Source organism: Collinsella sp. TF05-9AC (genome assembly GCF_003438495.1).
Classification (GTDB): Bacteria; Actinomycetota; Coriobacteriia; order Coriobacteriales; family Coriobacteriaceae; genus Collinsella.
Map to the genome: position 1 here is coordinate 3,993 of NZ_QSSH01000003.1, position 25,900 is coordinate 29,892.

Annotated in this window: 26 protein-coding genes and 2 tRNA genes; 19 read left to right on the forward strand and 9 right to left on the reverse strand. The window is 59.0% G+C overall.

From position 1 onward, the window contains the following. Positions 1 to 386: 386 nt before the first annotated feature. From DXC52_RS01420 to folB, 8 genes are all read left to right on the forward strand, one after another. Complete coding sequence (locus DXC52_RS01420) at positions 387 to 2,120, forward strand: glycoside hydrolase family 13 protein (protein ID WP_233504711.1); 1,734 nt, start codon at positions 387 to 389, stop codon at positions 2,118 to 2,120. A 141-nt stretch (positions 2,121 to 2,261) separates the two neighbouring features. After that, positions 2,262 to 2,337, forward strand: a tRNA-Gly gene (locus DXC52_RS01425). A 3-nt stretch (positions 2,338 to 2,340) separates the two neighbouring features. Then, positions 2,341 to 2,415, forward strand: a tRNA-Val gene (locus DXC52_RS01430). A 629-nt stretch (positions 2,416 to 3,044) separates the two neighbouring features. After that, entirely contained in the window at positions 3,045 to 5,267 is a 2,223-nt protein-coding gene (nrdD, locus tag DXC52_RS01435) for an anaerobic ribonucleoside-triphosphate reductase (RefSeq protein ID WP_117745841.1), read from the forward strand. Between the two features lie 426 nt (positions 5,268 to 5,693). Beyond that, complete coding sequence (gene nrdG, locus DXC52_RS01440; protein ID WP_117745842.1) at positions 5,694 to 6,275, forward strand: anaerobic ribonucleoside-triphosphate reductase activating protein; 582 nt, start codon at positions 5,694 to 5,696, stop codon at positions 6,273 to 6,275. Positions 6,276 to 6,341: 66 nt separating this feature from the next. Next, on the forward strand, positions 6,342 to 6,899 hold the full coding sequence (gene folE / locus DXC52_RS01445) for a GTP cyclohydrolase I FolE (RefSeq protein ID WP_117745843.1): 558 nt from the start codon (positions 6,342 to 6,344) through the stop codon (positions 6,897 to 6,899). A gap of 2 nt (positions 6,900 to 6,901) precedes the next feature. Further along, the gene (locus DXC52_RS01450; RefSeq protein ID WP_199409409.1) at positions 6,902 to 7,483 is read left to right on the forward strand and encodes an HD domain-containing protein; all 582 of its coding nucleotides are present in this window, start codon (positions 6,902 to 6,904) and stop codon (positions 7,481 to 7,483) included. Between the two features lie 43 nt (positions 7,484 to 7,526). Beyond that, positions 7,527 to 8,012: a dihydroneopterin aldolase gene (folB, locus tag DXC52_RS01455; RefSeq protein WP_117745844.1), complete on the forward strand. Its 486-nt coding sequence runs from the start codon at positions 7,527 to 7,529 to the stop codon at positions 8,010 to 8,012. Positions 8,013 to 8,018: 6 nt separating this feature from the next. On the opposite strand, the gene DXC52_RS01460 is transcribed toward folB, so the two are convergent. Both DXC52_RS01460 and DXC52_RS01465 read right to left on the reverse strand, forming a co-directional pair. Then, positions 8,019 to 8,747, reverse strand: coding sequence for a M48 family metallopeptidase (locus DXC52_RS01460; protein WP_158554571.1), 729 nt, complete (start codon positions 8,745 to 8,747; stop codon positions 8,019 to 8,021). A gap of 122 nt (positions 8,748 to 8,869) precedes the next feature. Further along, positions 8,870 to 9,883 (reverse strand): dipeptidase, encoded by a 1,014-nt coding sequence (locus DXC52_RS01465; RefSeq protein ID WP_117640822.1) that lies wholly within the window; start codon positions 9,881 to 9,883, stop codon positions 8,870 to 8,872. A gap of 120 nt (positions 9,884 to 10,003) precedes the next feature. Between DXC52_RS01465 and DXC52_RS01470 the strand changes: the two genes are divergently transcribed. The 3 genes from DXC52_RS01470 to DXC52_RS01480 all read left to right on the forward strand — a co-directional run bounded on the left by DXC52_RS01470 (position 10,004) and on the right by DXC52_RS01480 (position 11,896). Beyond that, complete coding sequence (locus tag DXC52_RS01470) at positions 10,004 to 10,432, forward strand: peptidylprolyl isomerase (RefSeq protein ID WP_055286916.1); 429 nt, start codon at positions 10,004 to 10,006, stop codon at positions 10,430 to 10,432. A 3-nt stretch (positions 10,433 to 10,435) separates the two neighbouring features. Further along, on the forward strand, positions 10,436 to 11,014 hold the full coding sequence (locus tag DXC52_RS01475; RefSeq protein ID WP_117745846.1) for an urease accessory protein UreE: 579 nt from the start codon (positions 10,436 to 10,438) through the stop codon (positions 11,012 to 11,014). A gap of 84 nt (positions 11,015 to 11,098) precedes the next feature. Continuing rightward, on the forward strand, positions 11,099 to 11,896 hold the full coding sequence (locus DXC52_RS01480; RefSeq protein ID WP_158554572.1) for an HAD-IIB family hydrolase: 798 nt from the start codon (positions 11,099 to 11,101) through the stop codon (positions 11,894 to 11,896). 77 nt (positions 11,897 to 11,973) lie between these two features. Here the strand turns inward: DXC52_RS01480 and DXC52_RS01485 are convergent, their stop codons facing one another. From DXC52_RS01485 to DXC52_RS01505, 5 genes are all read right to left on the reverse strand, one after another. Further along, on the reverse strand, positions 11,974 to 12,354 hold the full coding sequence (locus tag DXC52_RS01485; RefSeq protein WP_099431458.1) for a Fur family transcriptional regulator: 381 nt from the start codon (positions 12,352 to 12,354) through the stop codon (positions 11,974 to 11,976). Between the two features lie 61 nt (positions 12,355 to 12,415). Continuing rightward, positions 12,416 to 12,826: an acylphosphatase gene (locus DXC52_RS01490; protein WP_117745848.1), complete on the reverse strand. Its 411-nt coding sequence runs from the start codon at positions 12,824 to 12,826 to the stop codon at positions 12,416 to 12,418. Between the two features lie 2 nt (positions 12,827 to 12,828). Then, positions 12,829 to 13,935: a Gfo/Idh/MocA family protein gene (locus DXC52_RS01495; protein WP_117745849.1), complete on the reverse strand. Its 1,107-nt coding sequence runs from the start codon at positions 13,933 to 13,935 to the stop codon at positions 12,829 to 12,831. A gap of 75 nt (positions 13,936 to 14,010) precedes the next feature. After that, positions 14,011 to 14,496, reverse strand: coding sequence for a ribonuclease HI (gene rnhA / locus DXC52_RS01500; RefSeq protein WP_117745850.1), 486 nt, complete (start codon positions 14,494 to 14,496; stop codon positions 14,011 to 14,013). Between the two features lie 99 nt (positions 14,497 to 14,595). Next, on the reverse strand, positions 14,596 to 15,498 hold the full coding sequence (locus tag DXC52_RS01505; RefSeq protein ID WP_117745851.1) for a LysR family transcriptional regulator: 903 nt from the start codon (positions 15,496 to 15,498) through the stop codon (positions 14,596 to 14,598). A gap of 273 nt (positions 15,499 to 15,771) precedes the next feature. Here DXC52_RS01505 and DXC52_RS01510 point away from each other — a divergent pair, with 273 nt between their 5' ends. The 3 genes from DXC52_RS01510 to DXC52_RS01520 all read left to right on the forward strand — a co-directional run bounded on the left by DXC52_RS01510 (position 15,772) and on the right by DXC52_RS01520 (position 18,564). Then, complete coding sequence (locus DXC52_RS01510; protein WP_117745852.1) at positions 15,772 to 17,082, forward strand: O-acetylhomoserine aminocarboxypropyltransferase/cysteine synthase family protein; 1,311 nt, start codon at positions 15,772 to 15,774, stop codon at positions 17,080 to 17,082. Positions 17,083 to 17,394: 312 nt separating this feature from the next. After that, the gene (locus DXC52_RS01515; RefSeq protein ID WP_117745853.1) at positions 17,395 to 18,171 is read left to right on the forward strand and encodes a hypothetical protein; all 777 of its coding nucleotides are present in this window, start codon (positions 17,395 to 17,397) and stop codon (positions 18,169 to 18,171) included. A gap of 186 nt (positions 18,172 to 18,357) precedes the next feature. Beyond that, positions 18,358 to 18,564 carry a hypothetical protein gene (locus DXC52_RS01520; protein WP_117745854.1) on the forward strand — a complete coding sequence of 69 codons (207 nt, stop codon included), beginning with the start codon at positions 18,358 to 18,360 and terminating at the stop codon, positions 18,562 to 18,564. Between the two features lie 108 nt (positions 18,565 to 18,672). Here the strand turns inward: DXC52_RS01520 and DXC52_RS01525 are convergent, their stop codons facing one another. Together DXC52_RS01525 and DXC52_RS01530 are read right to left on the reverse strand one after the other, a co-directional pair. Continuing rightward, on the reverse strand, positions 18,673 to 19,587 hold the full coding sequence (locus DXC52_RS01525; RefSeq protein WP_233504713.1) for a ketopantoate reductase family protein: 915 nt from the start codon (positions 19,585 to 19,587) through the stop codon (positions 18,673 to 18,675). A 123-nt stretch (positions 19,588 to 19,710) separates the two neighbouring features. Then, complete coding sequence (locus tag DXC52_RS01530; protein ID WP_117745856.1) at positions 19,711 to 19,920, reverse strand: hypothetical protein; 210 nt, start codon at positions 19,918 to 19,920, stop codon at positions 19,711 to 19,713. A 146-nt stretch (positions 19,921 to 20,066) separates the two neighbouring features. Here DXC52_RS01530 and DXC52_RS01535 point away from each other — a divergent pair, with 146 nt between their 5' ends. The 5 genes from DXC52_RS01535 to DXC52_RS01555 all read left to right on the forward strand — a co-directional run bounded on the left by DXC52_RS01535 (position 20,067) and on the right by DXC52_RS01555 (position 25,894). Next, on the forward strand, positions 20,067 to 21,254 hold the full coding sequence (locus DXC52_RS01535; protein ID WP_117745857.1) for an aldo/keto reductase: 1,188 nt from the start codon (positions 20,067 to 20,069) through the stop codon (positions 21,252 to 21,254). Positions 21,255 to 21,347: 93 nt separating this feature from the next. Continuing rightward, positions 21,348 to 22,367, forward strand: a complete 1,020-nt coding sequence (locus DXC52_RS01540) for a Gfo/Idh/MocA family protein (protein WP_233504715.1) — start codon at positions 21,348 to 21,350, stop codon at positions 22,365 to 22,367. 172 nt (positions 22,368 to 22,539) lie between these two features. Then, positions 22,540 to 23,406 (forward strand): deoxyribonuclease IV, encoded by an 867-nt coding sequence (locus tag DXC52_RS01545; protein ID WP_117745859.1) that lies wholly within the window; start codon positions 22,540 to 22,542, stop codon positions 23,404 to 23,406. A gap of 147 nt (positions 23,407 to 23,553) precedes the next feature. Then, on the forward strand, positions 23,554 to 24,414 hold the full coding sequence (locus tag DXC52_RS01550) for an ABC transporter substrate-binding protein (RefSeq protein ID WP_035138867.1): 861 nt from the start codon (positions 23,554 to 23,556) through the stop codon (positions 24,412 to 24,414). A gap of 118 nt (positions 24,415 to 24,532) precedes the next feature. After that, positions 24,533 to 25,894 carry an ABC transporter permease subunit gene (locus tag DXC52_RS01555; protein WP_233504721.1) on the forward strand — a complete coding sequence of 454 codons (1,362 nt, stop codon included), beginning with the start codon at positions 24,533 to 24,535 and terminating at the stop codon, positions 25,892 to 25,894. The last annotated feature ends 6 nt before the right edge of the window (positions 25,895 to 25,900 follow it).

Here is a 25,900-nt window from a genome sequence, read left to right on the forward strand (position 1 = left end):
CGAGCCCCGTTGTCCGCTCCAAGCGCAACAGCCCGACTACTACGGTAGCCGGGCTTTTTCGTACCCATCGCAGAGGCTCGAACCCGAGAGGGAGCGAGCGTTAAGCAAACGCGGAGCGTTTGTAGCGAGCTGGCGAGGTCGCCGGCAGGCGGCCGAAGCCGGTGCGGATCCGCGAAGCGGATACGCGGACGCCCCGTTGTCCGCTCCAAACGCAATAGCCCGGCTACTACGGTAACTGGGCTTTTTTGTACCCATCGCATGGGCCCGAACCCGAAAGGGAGCGAGCGTTTTGGGGCGTGGCTGTGGCGTTGTTTGCCGCGAATGTTAGCTTTGAGCGTATCATCGTGGACATCTCGCAAAACCTCGTTGCAAGGGAGGCGCACCCCATGGCTACAGAAAAGTCCTCTTCTCGCTCATGGATGTCCGATGCCGCGATCTATCAGATCTACCCGCGCTCGTTTAAGGATTCGACTGGTTCGGGTCTGGGCGATATCGCGGGCATTACCCAGCAGATGGACTATCTTGAGCGGCTGGGTATCGAGGCCATCTGGCTGAGCCCGTTTTACCCATCGCCTCTTGTCGATGGTGGCTATGATGTGGCGGACTACTGCGATGTCGATCCACGTCTCGGCTCGCTTGACGACTTCGATGACATGATCGCTGCGGCTCACGCGTGTGGCATCAAGGTCATCGTCGACATCGTGCCCAACCATTCATCCAACCAGCACCCGTGGTTCAAAGCCGCTCTTGCCGCTGGCCCCGGATCGCCCGAGCGCGCTCGTTATATCTTCCGCGATGGTCGCGGCGAGCACGGCGAGTCGCCTCCCACCAATTGGAATGCCAACTTTGGCGGCCCCGCCTGGACGCGTGTCGCGGACGGTCAGTGGTATCTGCACATGTTTACGCCCGAGCAGCCGGACTTTGACTGGTCGTGCCCCGAGGTTCACGCGTTCTTTTGCGACGTCCTGACGTTTTGGAGCGATCGAGGCGTCGATGGCTTTCGCATTGATGTGGCGCACGGTCTTGCCAAGGATCTCGACCGCGATGACCTCGACCGGTGGCATCTCGCCGAGGGCGATGACATGGTTGACGACGGCACCCATCCGCTGTGGGACCGTAACGAGGTCCACGAGATCTATCGCGAGTGGCGCCGCGTGTTCGACCGCTATAATCCGCCGCGCAGCGCCGTTGCCGAGGCGTGGGTGCTGCCCGAGCGCCAGTATCTCTACGCCCGCCCCAGCGAGCTTGGCCAGACATTCAACTTTGAGTTCGCCAAGGCCACTTGGACCTATGATGACATGCACACTGCAATCGAGGAGGGTTTGAAGGCGGCCATCGAATCCGATTCCGCCTCGACCTGGGTACTCTCCAACCACGACGTGCCGCGCGTGGCGACGCGCTATGCGCTGCCGCAAATCAAGGCGACGCGCTACCACCAGATTGCGCTCGACTGGCTCTTACGCGACGGGTCGTCTTATGACGAGGACCGTGAACTCGGTGAGCGCCGCGCGCGGGCGGCCCTTTTGCTTGAGCTGGCGCTTCCGGGCTCGGCATACGTGTATCAGGGTGAGGAGCTCGGCCTTTTTGAGGTGGCTGACATCCCGTGGGCTGCACTCGAAGATCCTGCTGCGACCAATACGCACGGACCGAAGCGCGAGAAGGGGCGCGACGGCTGCCGTGTGCCCCTGCCGTGGGTGGCAGCGGACGATCCCGCGCAGGGCGGATCGTTTGGGTTTTCGCCGGCGGACGCCGATGCGGCGCCCCATCTGCCGCAACCTGCATGGTTTTCCGATTACGCTGCCGATAGGGAAGAAGCGGACCCGACATCGATGCTTGCGCTCTATCGTGACGCCCTCCGGCTGCGGCGCAAGCTGCGCGGGTGCGCCAACGATCTTGCGTGGCTCGATCTTGACGGGCGCACTGGCCTTACAGATGGTGCCGAGGGCGCTGAGGGCGGCGTCATCGCCTATCGCCGCGACAACGGCTGGGCGTGTGTGACGAACTTCGGTACAGCACCCGTGGAGCTGCCGGCGGGCAGGATCCTGCTCACTTCATCACCACTTGCAGACGGCAGGCTCGCGCAGGACAGCTCTGCCTGGATCATGCTCGGTGAGATGTAGAGGCCTCTTGCGGCGAGTTTGCGGTTGCCTGCGCTTTCCGTGGTGGCTGATGTCTTCGCGAGGTTCGTGAGGGCGTCGCAAAACTTTTTAAAAAAAGTTCTTGCATAGGATGCGGGTATCACGTAAGATTAATCCTCGTAAGCGGACATGGCTCAGTTGGTAGAGCACAACCTTGCCAAGGTTGGGGTCGCGGGTTCGAGCCCCGTTGTCCGCTCCATTTGGGCGTTTAGCTCAGGGGGAGAGCGCTTCCCTGACACGGAAGAGGTCAGAAGTTCAAATCTTCTAACGCCCACCAAATGTTCACAGCCCAGAGGCTATGTCCTCTGGGCTGTTTTTTTGCCACCAAGCACGCCGCCAAATAAGCCACCAAATATTGATCCAAGGTCTGTACGCAATGGTTTTCGCATCCCGTAGGGCTGCCGGCAGATTGCATACGTCCTGGCCGATCGTGACCGCAACATGTTGGTCAAGCATAATCTTTTGGATTCTTTTGGCGTGAGCGGCTTGGTTTTGGTCCTATTTGGCGGTGGCTCGGTTGAGGGGGTTTTATAACTGCCATGCAGGTAGTCGTGTTGATAACGTTTTACCGACTTGCCAAGAACCCCTCATAATTAATGCGTCTGCAAAATGACTAATTGCTTTGACCTGCTGAAACACTATATATTGTGTTTGACCTAAAAAAAGAATACAGGATATAGATGCCTCTTTGTCGTATGATAGATGGCGGACAGAGAACGAGGACCTTATTCGCCCCATTTGGATGGATCTTTGAGCCCCTTGATTGGCTGCGAGGATTGTCCGCATGAGGGCCTATGGTTATCGAAAACACAGATTGCGCGACGGCGCCGCAAGACAGGGTAAGCCCTGCCGGGCATCGTTTGGCTCTGAAGCGCAATGAGGCTACGATGCGAAAGAGGCAAGAGGATGAAGATCATCAAGCGCAGCGGCACCGAGGTTACCTTTGACATCGATAAGATCGTCAATGCGATCCGCGCCGCAAACTTGGAGGTCGAGGAAGGCTCTCGCCTTACCGACCGCCAGGTGATCTATGCGGCACAAAACGTCGCCGAGGCATGTGAGAAGGCCGGTCACACCGTATCGGTCGAGGAGATCCAGGATTTGGTCGAGGACGAGATTATGCGTCTCGACTGCTACGAGGTCGCTCGCCACTACATCATCTATCGCTATGTTCAGAGCCTAAAGCGCCAAAAGAACACGACCGACGACAAGATCCTGTCGCTGATCGAATGCAACAACGAAGAGGTCAAGCAGGAGAACTCTAACAAGAACCCGACCGTCAACTCCGTTCAGCGCGACTACATGGCCGGCGAGATTTCCAAGGACCTGACGCAGCGCGTACTGCTGCCCCAGGAGATCGTGGATGCTCACAACGAGGGCCTGATTCACTTCCACGATTCGGACTACTTTGCCCAGCACATGCATAACTGCGACCTGGTGAACCTGGAGGATATGCTCCAGAACGGTACTGTTATCTCGGGTACGCTGATTGAGAAGCCGCATAGCTTCTCGACGGCCTGCAACATCGCGACGCAGATCATCGCCCAGGTTGCTTCCTCCCAGTACGGCGGCCAGTCGATTTCGCTGACTCATCTCGCCCCGTTCGTCGAGGTGAGCCGTCAAAAGATTCGCGGCGAGGTTGCTCGCGAGCTTGAGGAGCTCGGCGTTTCCGCATCTCCCGAAAAGGTCCGCGAGGTCGTGGAGGATCGCCTGCGCGATGAGATTCGTCGCGGCGTCCAGACGATCCAGTATCAGGTCGTGACGCTTATGACCACGAACGGCCAGGCGCCGTTCGTGACGGTCTTTATGTATCTTAACGAGGCCCGTACGCCTCAGGAGAAGCACGACCTTGCCATGATTGTGGAGGAGACGCTTCGTCAGCGCTATGAGGGCGTTAAGAACGAAGCCGGCGTGTGGATCACCCCGGCGTTCCCCAAGCTCATCTACGTGCTCGAGGACGATAACATCCGCGAGGATTCGCCGTACTTCTATCTGACCAAGCTCGCTGCCAAGTGCACCGCCAAGCGCATGGTGCCCGACTACATCTCTGAGAAGAAGATGCGCGAGCTCAAGCTGTCTAAGGGCGAGACCGCCGGCAACGGCGATTGCTACACCTGTATGGGTTGCCGCAGTTTCCTGACGCCCGACCGTTCGGGCAACGGCTTTAACAACGTCGCCAACGCGCTGAACTATGACCCGAGCAAGCCTAAGTACTATGGTCGCTTTAACCAGGGCGTTGTGACCATTAACCTGCCTGATGTCGCGCTGAGCTCGCACCAGGATATGGACAAGTTCTGGAAGATCTTCGATGAGCGCCTTGAACTGTGCCATCGTGCCCTGCTGTGCCGTCATGAGCGTCTGATGGGCACGCTTTCGGATGCCGCGCCGATTCTTTGGCAGTACGGCGCCCTGGCGCGCCTTAAGAAGGGCGAGACGATCGACAAACTGCTCGTGGGCGGCTATTCCACCATCAGCCTGGGGTATGCCGGTCTGTATGAGTGCGTCAAGTACATGACGGGCCACAGCCACACCGAGAAGGAGGGCACGCCCTTTGCCATGGCGGTCATGCAGCGCATGAACGACAAGTGTGCGGAGTGGAAAGCCGCGAGCGATATCGATTTCTCGCTGTACGGCACGCCGTTGGAGTCGACGACCTACAAGTTCGCCAAGTGCCTGCAGCGTCGTTTTGGCATTATTCCGGGCGTGACGGACAAGGGCTACATTACCAACAGCTACCACGTCCACGTGTCCGAGGAGATTGATGCCTTCGACAAGCTCAAGTTTGAGGGCATGTTCCAGCAGCTTTCGCCGGGCGGGGCCATTTCCTACGTTGAGGTTCCCAACATGCAGGACAACCTCAAGGCTGTCATTCGCGTGATGCAGTACATCTACGACAACATCATGTACGCCGAGCTCAACACCAAGAGCGACTACTGCCAGGTGTGCGGCTACGATGGCGAGATCAAGATTGTCGAGGACGATGGCAAGCTGGTGTGGGAGTGCCCCAATTGCGGCAACCGCGACCAGGAGAAGATGAACGTCGCTCGTCGTACGTGCGGCTACATCGGTACCCAGTTCTGGAACCAGGGTCGAACCGAGGAGATCCGCGACCGCGTGCTGCATCTCTAATAACCATCCCAGGCTGCCCCGTAGCGAGGCCCCGGACCTTTACTCGCTATTTCGGACAGTCCTGGCTCACGACGGAGGCGCCACTGGCGCCTCCTGTTCGTGCGGAACTCATATCGAGCAAAGGTCCGGGGCCTCGCTACGGGGCAGCCAAGTTAATGTAGCTGAGATGCAGCATGCGGCCTGCTCACCCCTCGAAGTTCTTAGCGGAAATGAGTTGACTTGCAACAACGGTTTGCTTGCGGAGTCGGTTGAGCTGCAACAAAGTATTTATTGGACCTCGAACCCTATGCTCGATGTTCGCTTCGTTCATTGAGTTACCCTTTGCATGAGGCCGGGGCATATCGTCCCGCCCGCAGTTTCGCAGGCCGCAGGCCGAGAATGTTTGAGGACGGGATGATATGTCCCGGCCTCCCGGGAGAGTTACCTATGAACTACGCGAACATTAAGTATTTCGACATTGCTGATGGGGAAGGTGTTCGTACTTCTCTGTTTGTGAGCGGGTGCCGTCGTGGGTGCAAGAATTGCTTCAACTCCGTCGCGTGGGACTTTGCCGCGGGTGAGCCGTTCGATCGTGCCGTCGAGGACAAGATTATCGAGAGTCTCGATCATCCCTTTATCGATGGTCTGACGATTTTGGGCGGCGAGCCTATGGAACCTGAGAATCAAGCGGGGCTTGTCGACTTTATCGAACGCGTGCGTGCGGCCTATCCATCGGGGTCGGGAAAGACTATTTGGTGCTTTACCGGCGATGTGCTCGAGGAGCTTATGCCGGGCGGTCGTCATCATACCGAGGTGACGGACCGCATCCTTACCTGCCTCGATATGTTGGTGGACGGTCCGTTCGTTCAGGATTTGTACGATATCTCGTTGCGCTTCAGAGGCTCGAGCAATCAGCGCGTGATCGATATGAACGCTACGCGTGCCCGTGCCGAGCGCGAGGGCGTTGCGCTTTGTGATGCGGTTGAACTTTGGCGTGATGATCCGGTCTATTCGACCCATACTATGTAGCTTGTGGTCGATGCCGGAGGGCGTGGTACCATAGCGCGAACGTGAAATCGGAAAAGTGAGGCCCAGATGGTCGATCAGGAAAAAGTCGAGGCCGCCATTAAGCTGTTGCTTGAGGGCATAGGCGAGAACCCAACTCGTGAGGGCCTGCTGGAGACCCCGGCGCGCGTTGCCCGTATGTATGGTGAATTCGCCGGCGGTATGGACCAGAGTGCCGAGGAGCACCTGTCCAAAACCTTTGCCGTCGCTTCGAACGATTTGGTTATCGAGCGCGACATCACGTTCTACTCGCTGTGCGAACATCATCTGCTGCCGTTTTACGGCAAGGCTACCATTGGCTATATCCCCAACGGCCGTGTCGCAGGGCTCTCTAAGCTTGCTCGCACGGTTGAGGTTTATGCCCGCCGTCTGCAGCTGCAGGAGCAGCTGTGTGCGCAGGTTGCCGATGCCCTCATGGAGTATCTCGCTCCCCAGGGAGCGATTGTGCTCATGGAAGCTGAGCATATGTGTATGACCATGCGCGGCGTGCAAAAGCCCGGCACCAAGACCGTGACGCTCGCTCGCCGCGGCGTCTTTGAGACCGACCCCGCGCTCGAAGAGCGTTTCTTTAGGATGCTGGGACGCTAACTATGAGAGTCGTCAACGACTTTACATCGAATACTGACGAGGGAACGCCGCGTCGCGGTTTTATGGCTTCGGGTCTGGCGCCTTTTGGTGTCATGCCTCGCATTGATTACATCTGTGCCAACGGTCTGTTCCGGCGGCACCTGGGCAACATTGCACAGTTGGAATCGGGGCGCATCTTCTGCCGCCACGGTATTGACCACCTGCTGGATGTCGCCCGTATTATGTGGATCAAGAATCTCGAGGAACAGCTCGAGTTTGACCGCGAGGTCATCTACGCCACGGCACTTCTTCACGATATCGGCAAAGATGAACAGTATGAATCGGGTATATCCCATGATGTTGCAAGCGAGCGCGTCGCTGATGCAATACTCGCCGGCATGCCCGATGACGTGGCGTTTGAGCCGGCCGATGCCGCAGCCATTAAGACGGCCATTCTGGGCCATCGAAAGCTGCGCGTGAACAGCCAACCGCTTGAGCGTCTGCTCTACGCAGCCGACAAAGCGTCGCGCGCCTGCTTTGCATGCCCCGCGCGCAATGCTTGCAACTGGAGCGACGATAAAAAGAACCTGTCGATTCGCGTGTAGTTAGTTTGCGCGGTCGGGGTTCTAAACGAAGGAGACGATCGCGATGAGTAACAAAAAACTGCCCGAGAATGCAACCAAGACTGAAGGTGCCGAGCTCGCCCGCCGTGAAAGGGGCAAAATATCCACCGCAACGGCGGTGCCCCACGTGAGCTATGACGATCTGCGCCATGCCGATCGCATTACTATCGACGGTCTCGAGGTCTTTGCCAACCACGGCGTGTATCCCGAAGAGAACGCGCTGGGCCAGAAGTTCATCGTGTCCTTGGTGCTCTATGCCGACCTGCGTGCAGCGGGGGAGCACGATAACCTGGACGCCTCGATTGACTACGGCTCGGTGTGCCACGATGTCGATGGCTATCTGCGCGAGCATACGTTTAAACTCATCGAGGCGGCAGCCGAGGGGACGGCCCAGATGCTGCTGCGCCGCTATCCCTCGCTGCTTGGTGTGCGTATAAAGCTCGATAAGCCGTGGGCACCTGTTGGCCTGCCCCTGGCAAGTTGCGGTGTCGAGATCGAGCGCGTGCGCTAACCGGCTCTAATACGTCTCTATGGGTGGCTGCTTGAGCCGCTGCGACAGAGCTCTATTGTTGGGGCAGTACGTGTCGAGCAGGGCGTGAAACCGCTGATTGTGGCTTGGTTCGAGCAAGTGGACGAGCTCGTGGGCGACAACCATGTCGAGACACTCGATGGGATAAGCGGCAAGTTCGCGTGCGATGCGAATAGCTCCGGTCTTGGGCGTGCATGATCCCCAACGTGTTTTCATACTGCGCACGGAGACGCGGGAAACGGTGACGCCCATTGCGATTTCGTATGCGCGCACCATATCGCGTAGCGCTGCGGTGACCTCGGATGCATAGAGTTGGTCGATGCGTGTCTGGAGCTCGTCGGACGTTAGGCCGTCGAGGATTGCGCGCCGCTTGGCCTGTGGGCCTTCGTCCGATTCGTCGGTACCCATAAAACTTGCGAAGGTGGCCTGCTTGGGCCGCGGTGCGGGTGATGTAAAGTTGTGATCGAGCGCATCTTGTACCGTGATGGGTTTGCCCCAAAGCGCAATGATGGACGAGGGGCTGAGCGGCTCTCTCGCCGTCGCCTGACGTTGCTCGCGCTGGGCAAGTCGGCTGATAATCCAGGCGCTGTTGCGCTTCACAAACGCTTCGATACGCTCACGGCTGGCGCCGATCGGTGCGCTGGCGTGGACCTCACCGCTCGATGTGACGCGTAGGTTGAAGTTCTTGACGCGCTTTTTGGTAACGACGACGGGCAAGGACGTGCCATCCGGTCGGGGTAGGAAAAACGTAAATTGCTGCGTCAAAAGCGGTCCTTCAGATTGGGGACGGGCCGGCATGTCGACCGTTCGGCATGCCGGCCCGCTCAAGGGATGTGAAATTAATAACGCTCAAAGAAGGCAAGCGCGTTGTCGCTGCAGAGCTTTTGCATCACGGTCTTGCCAAAGTGCTTGGAGAGCATGTTCTGGAACTCGGGCATCTTGCTGGCATCGGAGAGGAAAGCAGGCACCGTGGCGCCGTCCCAGTCGCCGCCGAGCGCGATGACGTCCTCGCCGCCCAGGTCGAGCCAGTGCTCGATATGTGCCGCCAGCTGGTCGAAGGTGACGTCTGCGGCGGTCTTGTCGGTTGCGTCGTTGGAAAGGAACTCGCTGCAGTAGTTGAGGCCGACGATACCGCCCATGTCGCGAATGGTGCGGAACTGGTCGTCGGTGAGGTTGCGCTTGACGCCGCAAACCGCGCGGGAGTTGGAGTGGCTGGCAACGAAGGGGCGCGTGGCGTGGGCGACAACCTCGTCAAAGCACTCATCGTTGAGGTGGGAAACGTCGAGCACCATGCCGGCGTGCTCCATCTGCGTAAGCGCCTCGATACCGGCGGCGGTGAGGCCGGCGTGGGTGTCGTGGCCGCTCGCGAGCGGTCCCTGCGCGTTCCAGCTGAGTGACGACATAAGCACGCCCAGGCTCTTGAGCACCTCGATCAGCGCGGGGTCCTCGGCAAAGAACGTGGCGTTTTCGATGGTGTGGATGCAAGCGACCTTGCCGTCTTTGAGCGCAGGGCGAATGTCTGCGGCGCTGCGTACGTTGACCATGCGGTCGTGGTTGAGCATTGCCTGGCCGCTCATATGCGCCATGATTTGCGCCTGGAAGCGCGCGGCGTGGGCGGTGGGAATCTCGTCGGGGACAAACGTGGCGAAGCACTGTGCCCACGGCGTGTTGCCGATCTTTGCGAGCGAGATGGCGCAGGCGTTGCCCTCGATGAGGTCGAAATCTTGCGGATGCGTTTCGTCGCCGGGGAAATAACCGTCGGTGCCGGCGGTAAAGCGCAGGTCGAGATCGAGCGTGGCCCAGCCGATGCGGTCGGCGGTGTCGCAGTGTAAGTCAAATACGGGATATGCCATGGATCCTCCGGTTGCAGCGTTTCTTTGCAAACTGTCTTTGAATTGTATGACTAGGGTATAGTTAGCGCCATATGTTCACGGCGGCCCGCGTTGTGCGCCGCCCTTATCACGGAGGTTACCATGTCCAACCAGGGCAAGAAGGTCAAGACTCATTATCGCGGCACGCTCGACGACGGCACGCAGTTCGATAGCTCCTACGATCGCGGCGAGCCGCTGGAGTTCACCTGCGGCGCCGGCCAGATGATCAAGGGCTTCGACGCCGCTGTTGTCGACATGCAGGTGGGCGAGAAGAAGACCGTGCACATTCCTGCTGCCGATGCCTACGGCGAGCACAATCCCGAGATGGTTATTACCTTCCCGGCCGAGCAGGTTCCCAACATCGAGCAGATCGAGAAGGGCATGAAGCTCTTCCTGTCCACGCCCAGCGGCATGCCCGTCCCCGCCGTGGTCATCGACGTGACGCCCGAGGCCGTGACGCTCGATGCCAACCACGAGCTTGCCGGCAAGGACCTCAACTTTGATATCGAGCTCGTCGAGGTCGAGGGTTAGAGTATGCCTGAACGCTTGGTTTCGACGACATGCTTGGGAAATCTCAACGACCCGTCCTATGAACTCCTGCTTCGCCGGGAGCTGGGCGGTGTCTTTGAAGTTGACGAGCTACTGCTCGATTGGGACCAGGCTGATGTATGCGCGTTTGTTGGCGTGACGGAGCTGGGGCGCACGATCGATGTTCGGCTGGATACTGCCGACGGCGGTCGTCTTGCCGATGGCGACGTGCTCGCCATTGACCGTTCGGGCGTGGTGCCTGTGGCGGTTATTGTGCGCCTGCGCAGCGCCGAGGTTTATTTGGTCGAAGTCGACCGCATGGATCCGATTGCACTCGCGCATGCGTGCTGGGAGATCGGCAACATGCATGCGCCGCTCTTCCGGGGCGACTCGGACGAGCATACCGTGCGCATGTATACGCCGGTGCAGCCTGTTTTGGGCCGCATGCTCCGGGGTGTCGAGGGTGTTCGGCTCTCGGTGGTCACGCGCGAGCTCGATGCCAGCCGACGCTTTGCGTCGAGTGCGGCGGAGGTCGTCGTGAGCATGGCTCCCGACTTTACCATCGTAAAAAAGACGCGCGGCTAAGCGCACGTATGCGCAAGACGGGCTTTGAGGGGCGACCAATCAAAGTCCGTCTTGCTGTTGATGAGGTGCTTTGGGGGAAAGCATATGGGTCTTGAGGGAATCAAGCTGATTGCATGCGATTTGGACGGCACTTTGCTGCATCCGGGGGAGCGCGAGCCGCGTTCCGAGGCCTTTGAGCTTATCGATGAGCTGCATCGTCGCGGTATCGTGTTTATGCCGGCGAGCGGCCGTCAATATGCGAGCTTGCGCCACCTGTTTGCCCCGGTGGCCGATGAGCTCGCATATGTATGCGAAAACGGAGCCCTGGTGATGAGCGAGGGACGTGCCGTTGTCAAGCGTTCCATGGAGCGCAGCCTTGCTATGGATATCGCGAATGCCGTGGTTGCGTATCCCCATGCCGACGTGACCCTTTCGTGTGAGGGGCACCTCTACACCATGAGCGGCAACGATGCGTTCGTCGACCATTTGCGCTATGAGGTCCACTGCGATGTGGCGGTGGTCGACCGTCCCGAGGACATCGACGAGGACGTCATTAAGATTGCCTTCCAGACGCCCGAGGTGGATCAGCCGGCGGCCCTGGAGTATTTCGAGCGCCTTTTTAGCGACCGTGTCGACGTGATGACGTCGGGAACCGAATGGACGGACTTTATCGGTTTCGGTTCGGGCAAGGGCTCCGCGCTTGCCGATTACGGTCGTGCCCTGGGGATTTCGCCCGATGAGATGATGGCGTTTGGCGACAATGAGAACGATCGCGACATGCTTAACGTCGTGGGCCATCCCTATCTGATGGAGAGCTGCAATCCCTCTATGCGTGGCATCAACGACCGCGTCCGCTACGTGCGCACGGTCGAAGAAGAGCTGCGTCGTCTACTTGCTGAGTAGACATTTGGGACATGTCTAGAAATCTACTTTTTGCTGCAGAGTGCGGAAAGGTGGATTTTAAGGCATGTCCCAAACATCTATCGGCAGTCGGGGCAGAGACCCTCGAAGATGGTGTAGTGCGACGTGACGTGCCAGCCGATTTGCTCGGACGCTTTGGCGTCGAGCTGGGCATCGAAGGGGAGCGGTACGTCGATGACGCGGCTGCACGAGGTGCAGATGATATGCGCGTGCGGCTCGATGGTGCGATCGAAGCGACTGCCGCCCGGTGTCTTGATGGAGAGGATCTCGCCGGCGTCGGCCAAGAGATTGAGATTGCGGTAGACCGTACCGCGGCTGATTTTGTCATCCTGCGCGCGCACGACGTTGTAGATTTCGTCGGCGGTGGGATGGTTATAGCTTTGGCGCACGGCGTCAAGAACCAGCTTTCGCTGCTTGGTATTCCTTCTTTGCACCGCCATGCGCCTCGCCTCTTTTCTATCAACGGTCGTAGGTAAATGATACCGTATTTAGCACACAATACTAATAATGAGGACTGAAACCGTCTTCATTGGCAAGTGGGGCTCGGGCCTGGGCGTCTACGAGGCGAAAACGCGTTCCCATGCGCTCGTAGGAGGCATGAAGCGTCTCGAGATGAGATAGGATGTTTGCCGGCGCGCCCTGTATTTCCATCTCGACTGAGCCGTCTTCCATGTTACGCACCCAGCCGGTGAGGGAGCGCGCCTGTGCGAGGTTGGTGTTGGTGAAGCGGAAACCGACGCCCTGGACCTGCCCCTCCCACCGCAGGAAATAGCGCTGCGGGGCGTCTTGAGTGGCCTCGTCGCTTGCGAGCACGGTGAGCCTACGGCGCAGCTCAAGCTCGACGCCAGAGGGCTTTTGGGGTTCGCGGCTGCCGCCGGTGACGCCCGAGAAAAGCTTGTCGAAAAAACCCATCGCTATGCCTGCTTGTTAGAGTCAGCGGGGAAGGCGATACCCGCCTGCTGGCGCACGGCATCCATGATGCGCAGCGAGACGAGCGTGACATCGCGGTAGTGGCCAAGCTCGTGGCGTCCCGCCGGGGTCTCCCAAATCTCTTCCTTAACGTTATCGATGCCATCGATGGCGGTGATAAAGTCTGTGAGTTCGTATTCCATAGTGTTGCTCGATTTGGGCAGGTCGAGCACGCGGCCGTTCTCGCCCTGTTCGCGCGGTGCCTCGGTCGCTGAGCCGCGTACGACATCGCCGCGATAGTCGATGCGGACGTTGCGGGGCGTGGACAGATGGTCGATCTGGATAGTGCCACGCTCGCCTTCGATCTGCGAGGGCAGCAGGTCATTCGTAATTTTGGAGTGCGCGAGCTCGACGGAGATGCGACCTCCGCCATAGCTGGCGAGGATGGAACCGCAGCCGTCGATGGGGCCGTGCGTGAGCTGTCGCGTGGTGGGATCGAGCAGGGTAGTCATGCTCGTAAGACCGGAGGGCATGCCGAAAATCTCGACCATGGGCTCGACGGTGTAGACGCCAATATCCATGAGGGAACCCGATGCCATATTGCAGTCGAAGATATTGGTGGCGCGTCCCGCGAGAATCTCGTTGTAGCGCGAGGAATACTTGCCAAAGCGCAATGAGGCGCGGCGGATGGGGGCGATTTCACCCAAGGCGTCCTCGATGGCGTGGAAGGCGGGATCGTGGAGGGGACGCATGGCCTCGAGGGCCACGACACCTGCTGCCTCGGCAGCGCGGAAGACCTCAAGCGCTTGCGCCTCGGTGGCGCAGAAGGGCTTTTCGACGATAACGTGCTTACCGCCGGCGATGCAGGCGAGCGCCTGTTCGTGATGGAGTGCATTGGGGCTGCCGATGTAGACGGCGTCGACGTCGTTGGCGGAAGCGAGCTCGTCGAGTGCGGTGAAGTTGCGTTCGCCACCGTGCTCGGCAGTAAAGGCGGCGCCGCGATCTGCATCGCGCGAGAGCGTGCCCACAAACGCAGCTTGGTCGTTGGCGTTGACGACCTGGATAAAGTCGTCGGTAATCATGGATGTGCCGATGGTCGCTATACGCAGCATGTATCCCCCTCGTGCCGTTCGGTTTACAGGATGAGTGTAGCGCGAAGGGGCAGGAAATAGCGTGCGAAAACGCCGTTACAGGTCGCTCTCGTTAAAGCCGGTGTCGATATCGAGATTGGCTCCGTCGGCCGCCGTGGTGGCGAGCTCGTCGCAGCGCTCATTGAGCTCGTGGCCGGCATGCCCCTTAACCCAAATGAACTCCACCTTATGCTTACTCTTTGCGGCAAGCAGGCGCTCCCATAGGTCGCGGTTCTTGACGGGCTGCTTGTTGGCGGTTTTCCATCCGCGCTTTTTCCAGCCGTCGATCCAGTGCTTGTTGAAGGCGTTGACGACGTACTGCGAATCGGAATGGACCTCGACGTCGCAGGGGCGGTTGAGCGCCTCGAGCGCCACGATGACCGCCATGAGCTCCATGCGGTTGTTGGTGGTCTTGGCGTAGCCGCGCGAAAGTTCGGAGGTGAAGGTCTTGCCGGCGGGGTTGGTGTATTTGAGCACGGCGCCGTAGCCGCCGCGTCCCGGATTTGATCGGGCCGAGCCGTCGGTATAGATGATGACCTTCACGGGCTTCCTTTCGTTGAGAGCGTTTCATGTGAGTGACCATTGTAGCGCCATGTTCGCCGGGGACTTGCAATCTACGATTTCTACCCCGTCTTCCGACAGTTAGTTGGCATGGATGATGTGGTTGAGTTCGTCGAGGTATTGCTGCAAGAGGGGAGAGGGCTTGCGCTCGTCGTGCATGATATAGCCTACGTGCATCGTTGGGGCGTCTGCTAACGGGATCGATGCCATACCCCATTGCATTTCATTGGAGAGGACACCGGTCGACAGGGTGTAACCGTTCGACGTGATAAGTAAGTTGGTAAGTGTTCCGCGGTCCGAGATTCGTATATTGCGGTCGCAAGGGATATAGCTAAAAGGTTCCTCGGCGTAATAGAAGGAGTTTGAGGTTCCCTGCTCAAAGCAGTAGCGCGTATAGGGCGCGAGGTCGGCAAGGGACAGCTGAGGGCGGCGTGCGAGCGGGTGACGCTCGCTAACGAACACGTGGACTTTCGCATCAAAGAGGGGATGAAAGCTCGCTCGGGCATCGGTAAAGGCCTTCTGCAAGACACGGGTATTAAAGTCGTCCAGATAGAGGATGCCGATGTCGCTGCGAAACGCGCGCACGTCGTCGATGATCTGCGCTGTGGTGGTCTCGCGCATGATGAACTCGAACTTGCTGTCGCGGCAGCGCTCGACCACGTTGACAAAGGCCTCGACCGAAAAGGCGTAGTGTTGGGCCGAGATGGCAAGGCGGGCTTGCGGGGTGCCGCCGTCCTCGTAGCGCGCCTCGAGCATATCGGCCTGCTCTACGACCTGGCGTGCATAACCCAAAAGCTCGGTGCCGTCGTTGGTGAGTGCAACACCGCGGCTAGAGCGCGTAAAGATTTCGATATGAAGTTCCTGTTCCAGGCTTTTGACGGCGTTTGAGATGTTGGACTGAACGGTATAGAGGCGCTGAGCTGCGGCGTTGATTGAGCCGGACTCTGCCACGGCGATCAAAAAGCGAAGCTGCTGGAGGGTCATCGGCGCCCGTCCTTTCGATAGCTATCTATAAAACCGATAACAGGTTAGCGCTTTTAAGTGATTGACCGAGCGAAGCAATGCCCGTACTATTCAAAACACACAAAGGAGGTAGGTAATTAAGTCGACCACGGAACCGGGATGCGAAAGGAGGCCCGCATATGAACTGCTTGCCAAGACGAATGCCGGGCTCCTGTTTGCGCCCGTTGGCGTGATCAGGAGACAGCGACTTATTTCTCTTACTCTTATTACTTTTGTTCGATCAAGGAGATCATCATGAGCCAGTTTATCAACAACCCCGAGCACACCTTTGGTTTCGATACCCTGCAGCTGCACGTTGGCCAGGAGAGCGCCGATCCTGCATCCGACTCCCGTGCTGTGCCTATCTACCAGACCACGAGCTATGTGTTCCGCAACTCCCAGCACGCCGCCGACCGCTTTGGTCTTGCCGACGCCGGTAACATCTACGGCCGTCTGACCAACTCCACCCAGGGCGTCTTCGAGGACCGCATCGCCGCGCTTGAGGGTGGCGTGGCAGGTCTTGCCGTCGCCTCTGGTGCCGCCGCCATCACCTATACCCTGCAGGCGCTCGCTCAGGCCGGCGACCATGTGGTGGCTCAGAAGACCATCTACGGTGGCTCCTACAACCTGCTGGAGCATACGCTCTCCCAGTTTGGCGTCGAGACCACCTTCGTCGATGCCCACAACCTGGACGAGGTCGAGGGCGCCATCAGGGACAACACCACGGTCATCTACCTCGAGACGCTCGGCAACCCCAACTCCGACATCCCCAACATCGACGCCATCTCCGAGATCGCCAAGAAGCACGGTTTACCGGTTGTCGTCGACAACACCTTCGGCACCCCGTATCTGTTCCGTCCGCTGGAGCATGGTGCCAACATCGTCGTCCACTCCGCAACCAAGTTCATCGGCGGCCACGGCACCTCGCTGGGCGGTGTGATCGTCGACGGCGGTAACTTCGATTGGAAGGCGAGCGGCAAGTATGCGCAGATCGCCGAGCCCAACCCCTCCTACCATGGCGTCTCGTTTGCCGAGGCTGCCGGTCCCGCCGCCTTCGCAACCTATGTCCGCGCCATCCTGCTGCGTGACGAGGGCGCCTGCATCAGCCCGTTCAACGCCTGGGTCCTGCTCCAGGGCACCGAGACTCTGTCGCTGCGCGTTGACCGTCATGTCGAGAACACCAAGAAGGTCGTTGAGTTCCTGGCTGGTGACAGCCATGTTGCCAAGGTGAATCACCCGAGCCTGCCTGAGCACCCCGATCACGAGCTCTATCAGAAGTACTTCTCCAACGGCGGTGCCTCGATCTTTACCTTTGAGATTAAGGGTGGCCAGGAGGCAGCTTGGAAGTTCATCGATCATCTGCAGGTGTTCTCGCTGCTCGCCAACGTGGCCGACGTCAAGTCGCTCGTCGTGCACCCGGCTACCACCACACACTCCCAGCTCTCTGCCGAGGAGCTCGCCGAGCAGAACATCACGCTCTCCACGATCCGTCTTTCCATCGGTACCGAGAACGCCGAGGATATCATTTGGGATCTGAAGCAGGCTTTCGCCGCGCTGGACGAGTAAGGCGACTTGTGCAAGGACCCCTTGCGACTCGATAGGTATAACTGCATAAAATGCCTGCTCAAGGCGCCTGTGCGAACAATAGTTGCACAGGCGCCTTTTTTGCATAGAGAGGGCGCAAAAACAGGGTTTTTGACACGCTTTATGCATTCGAGTTGTGGAAAACTCCTGTTGAGAGGATGTGAGTTTTACGCAATTGACGTGCGCCTTTTGAGTAAAACCGCAGGTCGCGATTTGCTCGGGGTACTATGCAGCGCGATCGAATCACACGCAGCCCAAACGCAGCAAAAACACACTACGGAGGTTTCCAGCTACATGAGGATCGATTCACGAAAACCGAAAGCCGCCGCCCTTTCCGCCGCTCTGACCGTGGCACTTTTGGCGGGCGTCGGCGCAACTGATGCCCACGCGGCAACACTATCCGATACGGTCGGATCTACGCCGTCCGAGGCGACGCTGGTGCAGCCCGTCGACTACCGCGGTGACGGTTATGGCTCTATGCAGGAGTGGAACGCCTCGATGGGGGCGAAGCGCGATTCCCTGGAGATGCGCGCTCAGATCATTATGAATATGTATGGCGACTATGCTACCGATGACGAGCGCGCTGTGTTGCAGGGCTGCATCGACGGCGCGAGTAGCCTGTTGACGATGGGGGAGGTCGACGCCAAGTCGACCGAGCTCGACGAGCTTCGCTCTACGCTAGAGGATGCCAAGCGCGAGGCGCTCGAGGCTGCCGCAGCCGAAGCCGAGGCCGCTGAGGCCGTTCAGGCTTCGTATTACAACGCCGGCTCCGGCTCGTCTTACGCGTCTGCTGCGTATTACGCGAACGGCTCGGGCCTGACGCGCTCGAGCGGCGTCAATAACTATAACGGCCGCCGCGAGACTTATTACAGCAGCAACGTGTTGTATCACCACCGCACGGGCGAATGGACGCAGGACGCCGAGGGCTTTTGGCGCGATTCCGATGGCTACTACGTCGTTGCCGCGGGCGATAAGGCCCAGGGCTCCACGTTTACCGGGTCCAAGGGCGAGTGCAAGGTCTATGACTCCGGCTGCGCTGCCGGAACCACCGATTACTACACTGGCTGGTAATTTTTCTGCATCACGGATATTTGGCGGACGGGCGTCTTTACCGAGCTTTAGGGCAACGTAAGGGCGCCCGTTTTTTGTGCGTGCTTGAGTTAACAGAGCGCTTACCGTGGCAGTACGCCGCGCATATGGGCGCGGGGCACACTAAGTCACGAGAAACAAAGTCTTTCTCGTGGAGGAAGTGGTCTTGTGAACGCTCGAGATATCGCCGTTGCCGCCGTTGCATTGACGCTTGGTTGCCTTGGTCCTACGGCCGCGCTCGTCGCGGGTATGCAGGGGTCTTGTGGGGCTGCCTCTATCGTGGTCGGTGCGTTGATCGCGGCTGCGCTGCTGGGAAGTGCGGGTGTAGTTCTTTGCCGCGATGGCGAGGACGAGGTGCCTGAGTCGCAACGCTAACTGTTGTGAGGTTGCCGCCGGTCATAGACGAAGATGAAAGCCGCCGCAGGGGAAAGGTTCCCTTGCGGCGGCTTTGCTGTTGAGTCTGTTGACGTGGTGAGCCGGGCGCTACCAGCTTGCCTCGATATCGCGGATGCGCCGATAGAGCCACTCGTTTTGCGGTGCCTGGATATCGTGCTTGGCCGCCAGACGGCAAATGGTGCCCGCGAACTCTTCGACTTCGGTTTTTCGTTGCGCTATGCGGTCCTGCGCCATCGAGGGCATGCCGGCGGGGTCGATTCCCTCGATGAGGTGCACCATCTGCGTCAGGTCTGCCTCGGTCAGCTCAACGCCCTCGGCGTTGGCGACCGCAAGCGTTTCGCGCATGGCGGAAACAAAGCAGCGACGCTGCTCGGAGCCCGGCTCCGTGGCGCTTCCGTAGGTCCCGCCGTAGGCCATACAGGTCTGGTTGATGCCGTCGTTGAGCATGAGTTTGGCCCACATGCGGTGCGCAATGTCGCTCTCGACGGTATGGGCGATGCCGCAGCGCGTGTAGAGCTCGTCGATGGCGGTGACGGTTGCGAGCTCGGTGCCGGCCGCCGCGCCAAAGCGGATTTCGCCCGCATTGGTAAAGGTGAGCTCTCCGTTGAGGAACACGGCGTCCATGCCCTGGCAAATACCAAGAACGGTATGCTCCCAGCCAAAGCGCTCGGCAATCTTTTGTTCGCTTGTAATGCCGTTACACAGCGAGGCGATGAGCGTGTTGGGTCCCACGACGCGCTCCATAGTCTTGAGTGCTTGGTTGAGTCCAGTCGTCTTGACCGTGAGAATGACCAGATCGGCGGGCGTTGCCTCGCTGGCGCGGACGGACGTGAGATCGCAGGGTTCGCCGTTGACGGTGAGTGCGTCGTTCGCGTGACGCTCGAAACGAGCATCATCCATGACGTATTCGACGGCGTCGTTGCCGAGCACCCTGGCGATCATGCTGCCGTAGAGCAGGCCGACGCCGCCCTTGCCGATAAAGGCGACCTTGTTGATCTGCATGCGAATCATCTCCTCATATAAAAGGCGCCCGCGTAAGGGGCGCCTGATGGATTGTATGTCGCCGGGGCGTTTGGTAAGCGCGTGGGGCTGCTGTTATGAAAAAGAAACTATTGCACTGTGCGCTTATGCCGCGGGACAGATCGCAAAAACGCGCGCGGGGTATCCGACGCCATCGCGCACCTTGGGGAAGGTGCAGAAGATGACGGCGCCTGTGGCGGGAAGCTCGTCCAGATGGTCCATGACCTCGATCTGGTAACGGTCGACCGAGAGGATGTATTGTTCGCCGGGGTAGGGATAGGCGTCCTCACGCGTGGTCCGTTCGCCTCCTTTCATCGGGCTTTTTGCTGATGTTAAAGCGGTGTCGTGATGGCTCGATTGCTGCTACGTTACGATACGTTCTCGATTGCGATTCCAATGTGTTTTGATGGCGTGGCCGTTGTGTTTCGCCTCATTAGAGCTTCGAGGGGAGAGGAGGGGCAGTGCAATATCGTGTTGACCCCAAAAGCGGCAACCGTATCTCGGTGCTGGGACTGGGCTGCATGAGGTTTCCCGGTGCGCCGGGACACCCCGATGCGAAGACGGCCGATGCCATCATTTCCCGTGCGGTGGAGCAAGGAATAACCTATCTGGACACGGCCTATCTCTACCCCGGTAACGAAGCTTGTGTGGGAGCTTCGCTTGAGCGCCTGGGGCTGCGCGACCAGATTTTGCTTGCGACCAAGTTGCCGCACGCTTCGTGCAAATGTGCGGAGGATTTCGACCGCTTTTTTGACGAGCAGCTGCGCCGTTTGCGGACTGACCATATCGACTACTACCTCATGCACAACATCACCTCGCCCGCGCAGTGGGAGCGCGTGGCAGCTTTGGGTATCGAGGACTGGATTGCGCACCAAAAGGCTGCGGGGCGTATTCGCCAGATAGGTTTTTCGTACCACGGCGGTGCGGCGGATTTCCTCATGATGCTTGACGCGTATGACTGGGATTTTTGCCAGATCCAGTACAACTATGCCGGAGAGCGCTACCAAGCGGGAACGGCGGGGCTCATGGCGGCTGCGGAGCGCGGGCTCGCGGTGTTTGTGATGGAACCGCTTTTGGGTGGACGCCTGGCGGGCAAGCTGCCTCCGCGGGCCCGCGCCGTGCTCGATGACGTACGCGATCCGTACCTGAAGACGCCGGCTGCTTGGGGCCTTTCGTGGGTGTGGAACCATCCTCAAGTCACGATGCTGCTTTCGGGCATGACCGATACCGCGCAGGTGGACGAGAACGCGGCATTGGCGGATCGCGCACTGCCGGATTCGATGACGACAGAGCAGCTCGATACCATCGCACGTGTGCTGGGAGAGTTTGAGAAATCGAATCGCGTGCCCTGTACGGGGTGCGGCTACTGCATGCCGTGCCCCAAGGGCATCAATATTCCCGGTTGCTTTGGCGCCTACAACGCGAGCTACGCGCATAGTTGGTTTACGGGGCTGTCTCAATACTTTACGGCGAGCGCGGTGCGGACGAACGAGCCCAAGCTGGTGAGCAATTGCGTCAAGTGCGGCAAATGCGCACGTCACTGCCCGCAGCACATTGATATTCCCGAGCGTCTCGACGATGTGCGCCGACGTTTCCAGCCTGGTCCCGTAACGGCCGCGCTTAAAGCCTTTTGCAAAACGCGCTCCTGATGCCCCTTTTATAACTTGCGGTGGAATAGTTCCTGTTTGCGGCAGAATAGGGGCCAAGCAGGAACTATTCCACCGCAACTGAAGGGGGCTGTCGTGGGCTATCGGGATTCATGTGATGGTTTGCGTGATGTTCGCTGGGGCGTTTTGGGCGCTGGACACATTTCGCATCGATTCGCATCGTCGCTCAAGGAGGTGGACGGGGCACGGCTTGTGGCTGCCGCCGGTCGCACTCCTTCGCATGTTGAGGAGTTTTGCAGGGCGTTTTCGATTGATGCCGCGCACGGCTATGCCACGGCTGACGATAGCGGCGATGCGGCTTATGATGCGCTGATTGCCGACCCCGATGTCGACGCAATCTACTTGGCTCTTCCACATGGCATGCATGCGCATTGGGCCTGTCGGGCACTGCGCGCGGGAAAGGCCGTACTGTGCGAAAAGCCGGCCGTTTTGAATGAAGAAGAGGCCCATGCGATCGCCTCCGTTTCCCGTGAGTACGGCGTGCCGTTTATGGAGGCGATGAAGAATCGGTTTTGCCCGATGCGCACTCGCGTGAAGGACTTGCTTGCGTCGGGTGAGCTTGGCCGTATTGTCTCGATTGAAAGCGTGCAAAAGCTCGATTACGGCGAGTCTCCTTCGGGCTATCTGCTTGATCCGTTGCAGGGCGGCTGTCTATATGACATTGGCTGCTATGCAGTCGGGTGGTTTGAGGATCTGCTTACGGGCGCGTGCGATGTTTCGTCTCGTGAAGTTCGCTGGCGTGACGTATCGGGCGGCCGCGTGGATTGGGCCGATGAGATCCATATGAGTGTCGGCGGCATACCCATTCATATGGTGTGCGACGGCAAAGCAGCATATGAAAGCCGCTTAACGATTGCCTGCGAGCGGGGTTCGTTGGAAATCGAGCGCCTCCATCGCCCCGAGCTCGCCCATGTGAAGTACTCCGACGGACGAATGCTCGAAATAAATGCCCCGTTTGAGGTCGATGATTTCTACGGCGAAATCCGGCATGCGACCCAGCTCATCCGGGCGGGGAAACTCAAGAGTCCCGTCATGCCCCTAGCCGCCACACAGCGCTGTGCGCGCATCATCGATGCAATCCGTCTAGCCCTCTAGGACCTGGCGCTGACGCGTGAGGGATCATGACGCCCGCGCCCGTAGCCGTAGTGCTTGGTGGCCCGCATCTCTGATGCCCCTTTTATAACTTGTGGTGGAATAGTTCCTGTTTGCGGCAGAATAGGGCATCGACAGGAACTATTTCACCGCAACTGATGAGGGGGAGCTGGAGATGCTGACGATCGGGTGTCATCTTTCGACGACGAAGGGCTATCGGGCAATGGGGGAGACGGCGCTGTCCATTGGCGCCAATACCTTTGCATTCTTTACGCGCAACCCGCGCGGCGGCAAGGCGAAAGACCTTGACATGGATGACGTGGCGGCCCTGCGCGAGCTTATGGAGCAAAACGACTTTGGCCCGCTCGTGGCTCATGCCCCGTATACCTATAACCCCTGCTCGGCCAAAGAGCGGGCGCGCGAGTTTGCCCTGGAGGCCATGGCAGAGGACCTGCGTCGCATGGAAGCGCTGCCCGGCAACTACTACAACTTCCATCCCGGTGCGCATGTGGGGCAGGGCTCCGACGCCGGCATTCAGATGATCGTCGACACCCTGTGTCAGGTGATGTTTGAGGGTCAGCAGACGACGGTGCTGCTCGAGACTATGGCCGGCAAGGGCACCGAGGTGGGCCGCAGCTTCGAGGAGCTGGCGCTCATCATCGAGGGCGTTGCCGACAAACGCCCCGAGCTGTCGGCCAAGTTGGGCGTTTGCCTGGACACCTGCCATGTGAATGATGCCGGCTATGACATCGTCCACGATCTTGACGGTGTGCTCGACGAGTTCGATCGTGTGGTGGGTATCGAGCGCCTGCGCGCCGTGCATATCAATGACTCCAAGAACCCCTGCGGCGCCCATAAGGATCGCCACGAGTGCATCGGCAAGGGCTACCTGGGTAGTGAAGAGTTTGGCGGCGGTATGCAGGTTATGCAGAATATTGTATCGAATGGCCGCTTGCGCGCCTTGCCATTCATTTTGGAGACACCGAACGAACTTGCAGGTTATGCGGCTGAAATCAAACTGTTAAGGTCCTTGCAGCAGTAATGGCTGCCATAAAGTGGAGTGCTCCATTCACGTTATGGGTTTGTTTCAATCAGTTTTCTAATTGCAGATTCTTCCAAGCGGGTGCATAATAACCCTCAGTTTTTGCAGACCTCTGAATCACATGGGGTCATTGGAAGGAGACTGATTATGAAGCTGAAGAAGCTTGGCGCATTTGCCGCCACGGGTGCTATGGCGCTCGCCCTCGCTCTGACGGGCTGCGGCTCGTCCAACGCCACCTCTGGCTCTGATGCCGGTTCTAGCAGCTCTGACGACGCTAAGGTCGAGAAGGTCGACGGCTCCAAGGAGTACGCGCTCGTCAAGGACGGTACGCTGACCGTCGGCACCTCTGCCGAGTACGCTCCGTTTGAGTACAAGGATGACAACGGCGATTATCAGGGCTTTGACCTTGAGCTCATCAAGGCCATCGGCGACAAGCTGGGCCTGGATGTCGAGTACGTCAATAACGACTTTGACACGCTGGTTCCGGGCGTCGCTTCGGGCGCCAAGTATGACGTCTCCATCGCGGCTATCACCGACACGCCCGAGCGTGAGAAGGAAGTCACTTTCTCCGATTCCTACTACATGGACGATCAGGCTATCGTGACCAAGGTCGATAACACCGACATCACGGCCGATAACTACAGCGAGAAGCTCAATAACGCTGACGCTACCATCATCGTCCAGTCTGGCTCGACCGCCGAGTCCTTTGCCCAGGAGAACTTCCCCAAGGCCAAGATTGTCCCCTACAAGGACGCCACCGAGTGCTTCAGCGCCCTGCAGTCCGATAAGGGCGACGCCGTAGTCACCAACCGCTCCGTTGCTAGCCAGCTGACCGCCGAGCAGTTCAACACCTGTCAGACCATTAAGCAGATCAGCACCGGCGAGGAGTACGCCATCGCCATCAACCAGGGCAACACCAAGCTCAAGGACGACATCAACCAGGCCATCAAGGACCTGACCGACGACGGTACCGTTGACGCCCTCATGGCTAAGTACAACATCAAGTAAAATAACTACTTGATTGCGCGCGGGCCCTTTCCGTTTTGGCGGAGAGGGCCTTTGCGCTTCTCTTGACGGAGAGCATTTCCGTCTCGTTTTGCCGGCAACTTCTACGATAGGAGCCACCTTGTCTCGACTGAACAAAGGGGCCGCGGAGCAGCATTTTCCACTGCCCGCCTTGCTCCAAAAGCTAGTCTGCGTCATGGCCGTGGCGCTCGCGCTGGTTTGCGCGGGGGCATATGCGCCCACGACCGCCCAGGCGCTTGAGACCGCAAAGATTACCGCCCGACCCAACACCGGTTCGGGCAGCGCTGTGGTCGGCGGTACCGAGACGCGCATTACCTGGGAGGTCCAAGCCGATGCCGATGAGGAGCTGAGCGGTCTTTCGCTGACGTTTGTCGACGGCACGACGTTTGGTATCGATGACACGCGATTGACGATGCTCTCGGGCGAGGACCTCATGGATCGTACGCCCATGAAGCCCACGTGCAAGGCTGACGGCCAGACGCTCAAGATTGACTTTGGCGAGACGGCGCCTGCCGGCGGCTTTTTCCGTGTCGAGGTTTACGGCGTGACGTTTCCCGTCGAGGGCGGCGATGAGGCCTTTAGCGGCACCTATACGCTTGCCGACGGTTCGACCAAGAAGATTTCCAAGATTCCTTCCGTCGAGATTAAGGGCGTGACGGCATTCGATAACTTCCTGGCCGACCTTAAGGAACAGCCGTGGGTCGAGGCATGGAATTCCAACATGTTCCTTCGCCTGTTCCTGAACCCGGTCATTTTGGTCCAGAGCCTGCCGATCGTCTTTAAGGGCTTCCTTATGTCGCTCTCGATCGTGCTCGTGGCATTTCCGTTGGCCATTCCCTTTGGCTTTGCGCTGTCGCTCATGCGCATTTCCAAGTCGCGCATCCTTCGTTGTCTTGCCGGCATCTATGTGAATATCATCCGCGGCACGCCGGCGTTCCTGCAGATCTACATTGCGTTCTTTGGCCTGCCGCTTGCCGGTGTCAAGGTTGACGACTACGTCTTGGGCGTTATCGTCATGGCCATGAACTCGTCTGCGTACCTGTGCGAGATCTTCCGTGCCGGTATTCAGTCGATCCCCAAGGGTCAAAACGAGGCTGCTCGCTCGCTGGGCATGAATGCCTTCCAGACGCTGCTCTACGTTATGATTCCGCCGACGTTCCGCAATGTCCTGCCTACGCTGACCAGCGAGTTTATCCTGCTTTACAAGGATACGTCGCTGCTTGCCGCCGTGGGCGTGGTCGAGATCGTCATGAACGCCCGCACCATCGTGGCAACAACGGGCTCCATTACGCCGTATGTGGTTGCCGCCCTGTTCTATCTGGTCATTACCCTGCCGCTTGCGCGCTTGGTGAGCGGTCTTGAGGCGAGGCTGCTGGGTACGGCCGAAACCAAAAAGAAGCGTCCCACCAAGAGCGCCGGACAGGTTGTCGCGACGCCCGCCGACCATATCGCTGGTCTGTAAGGAGGT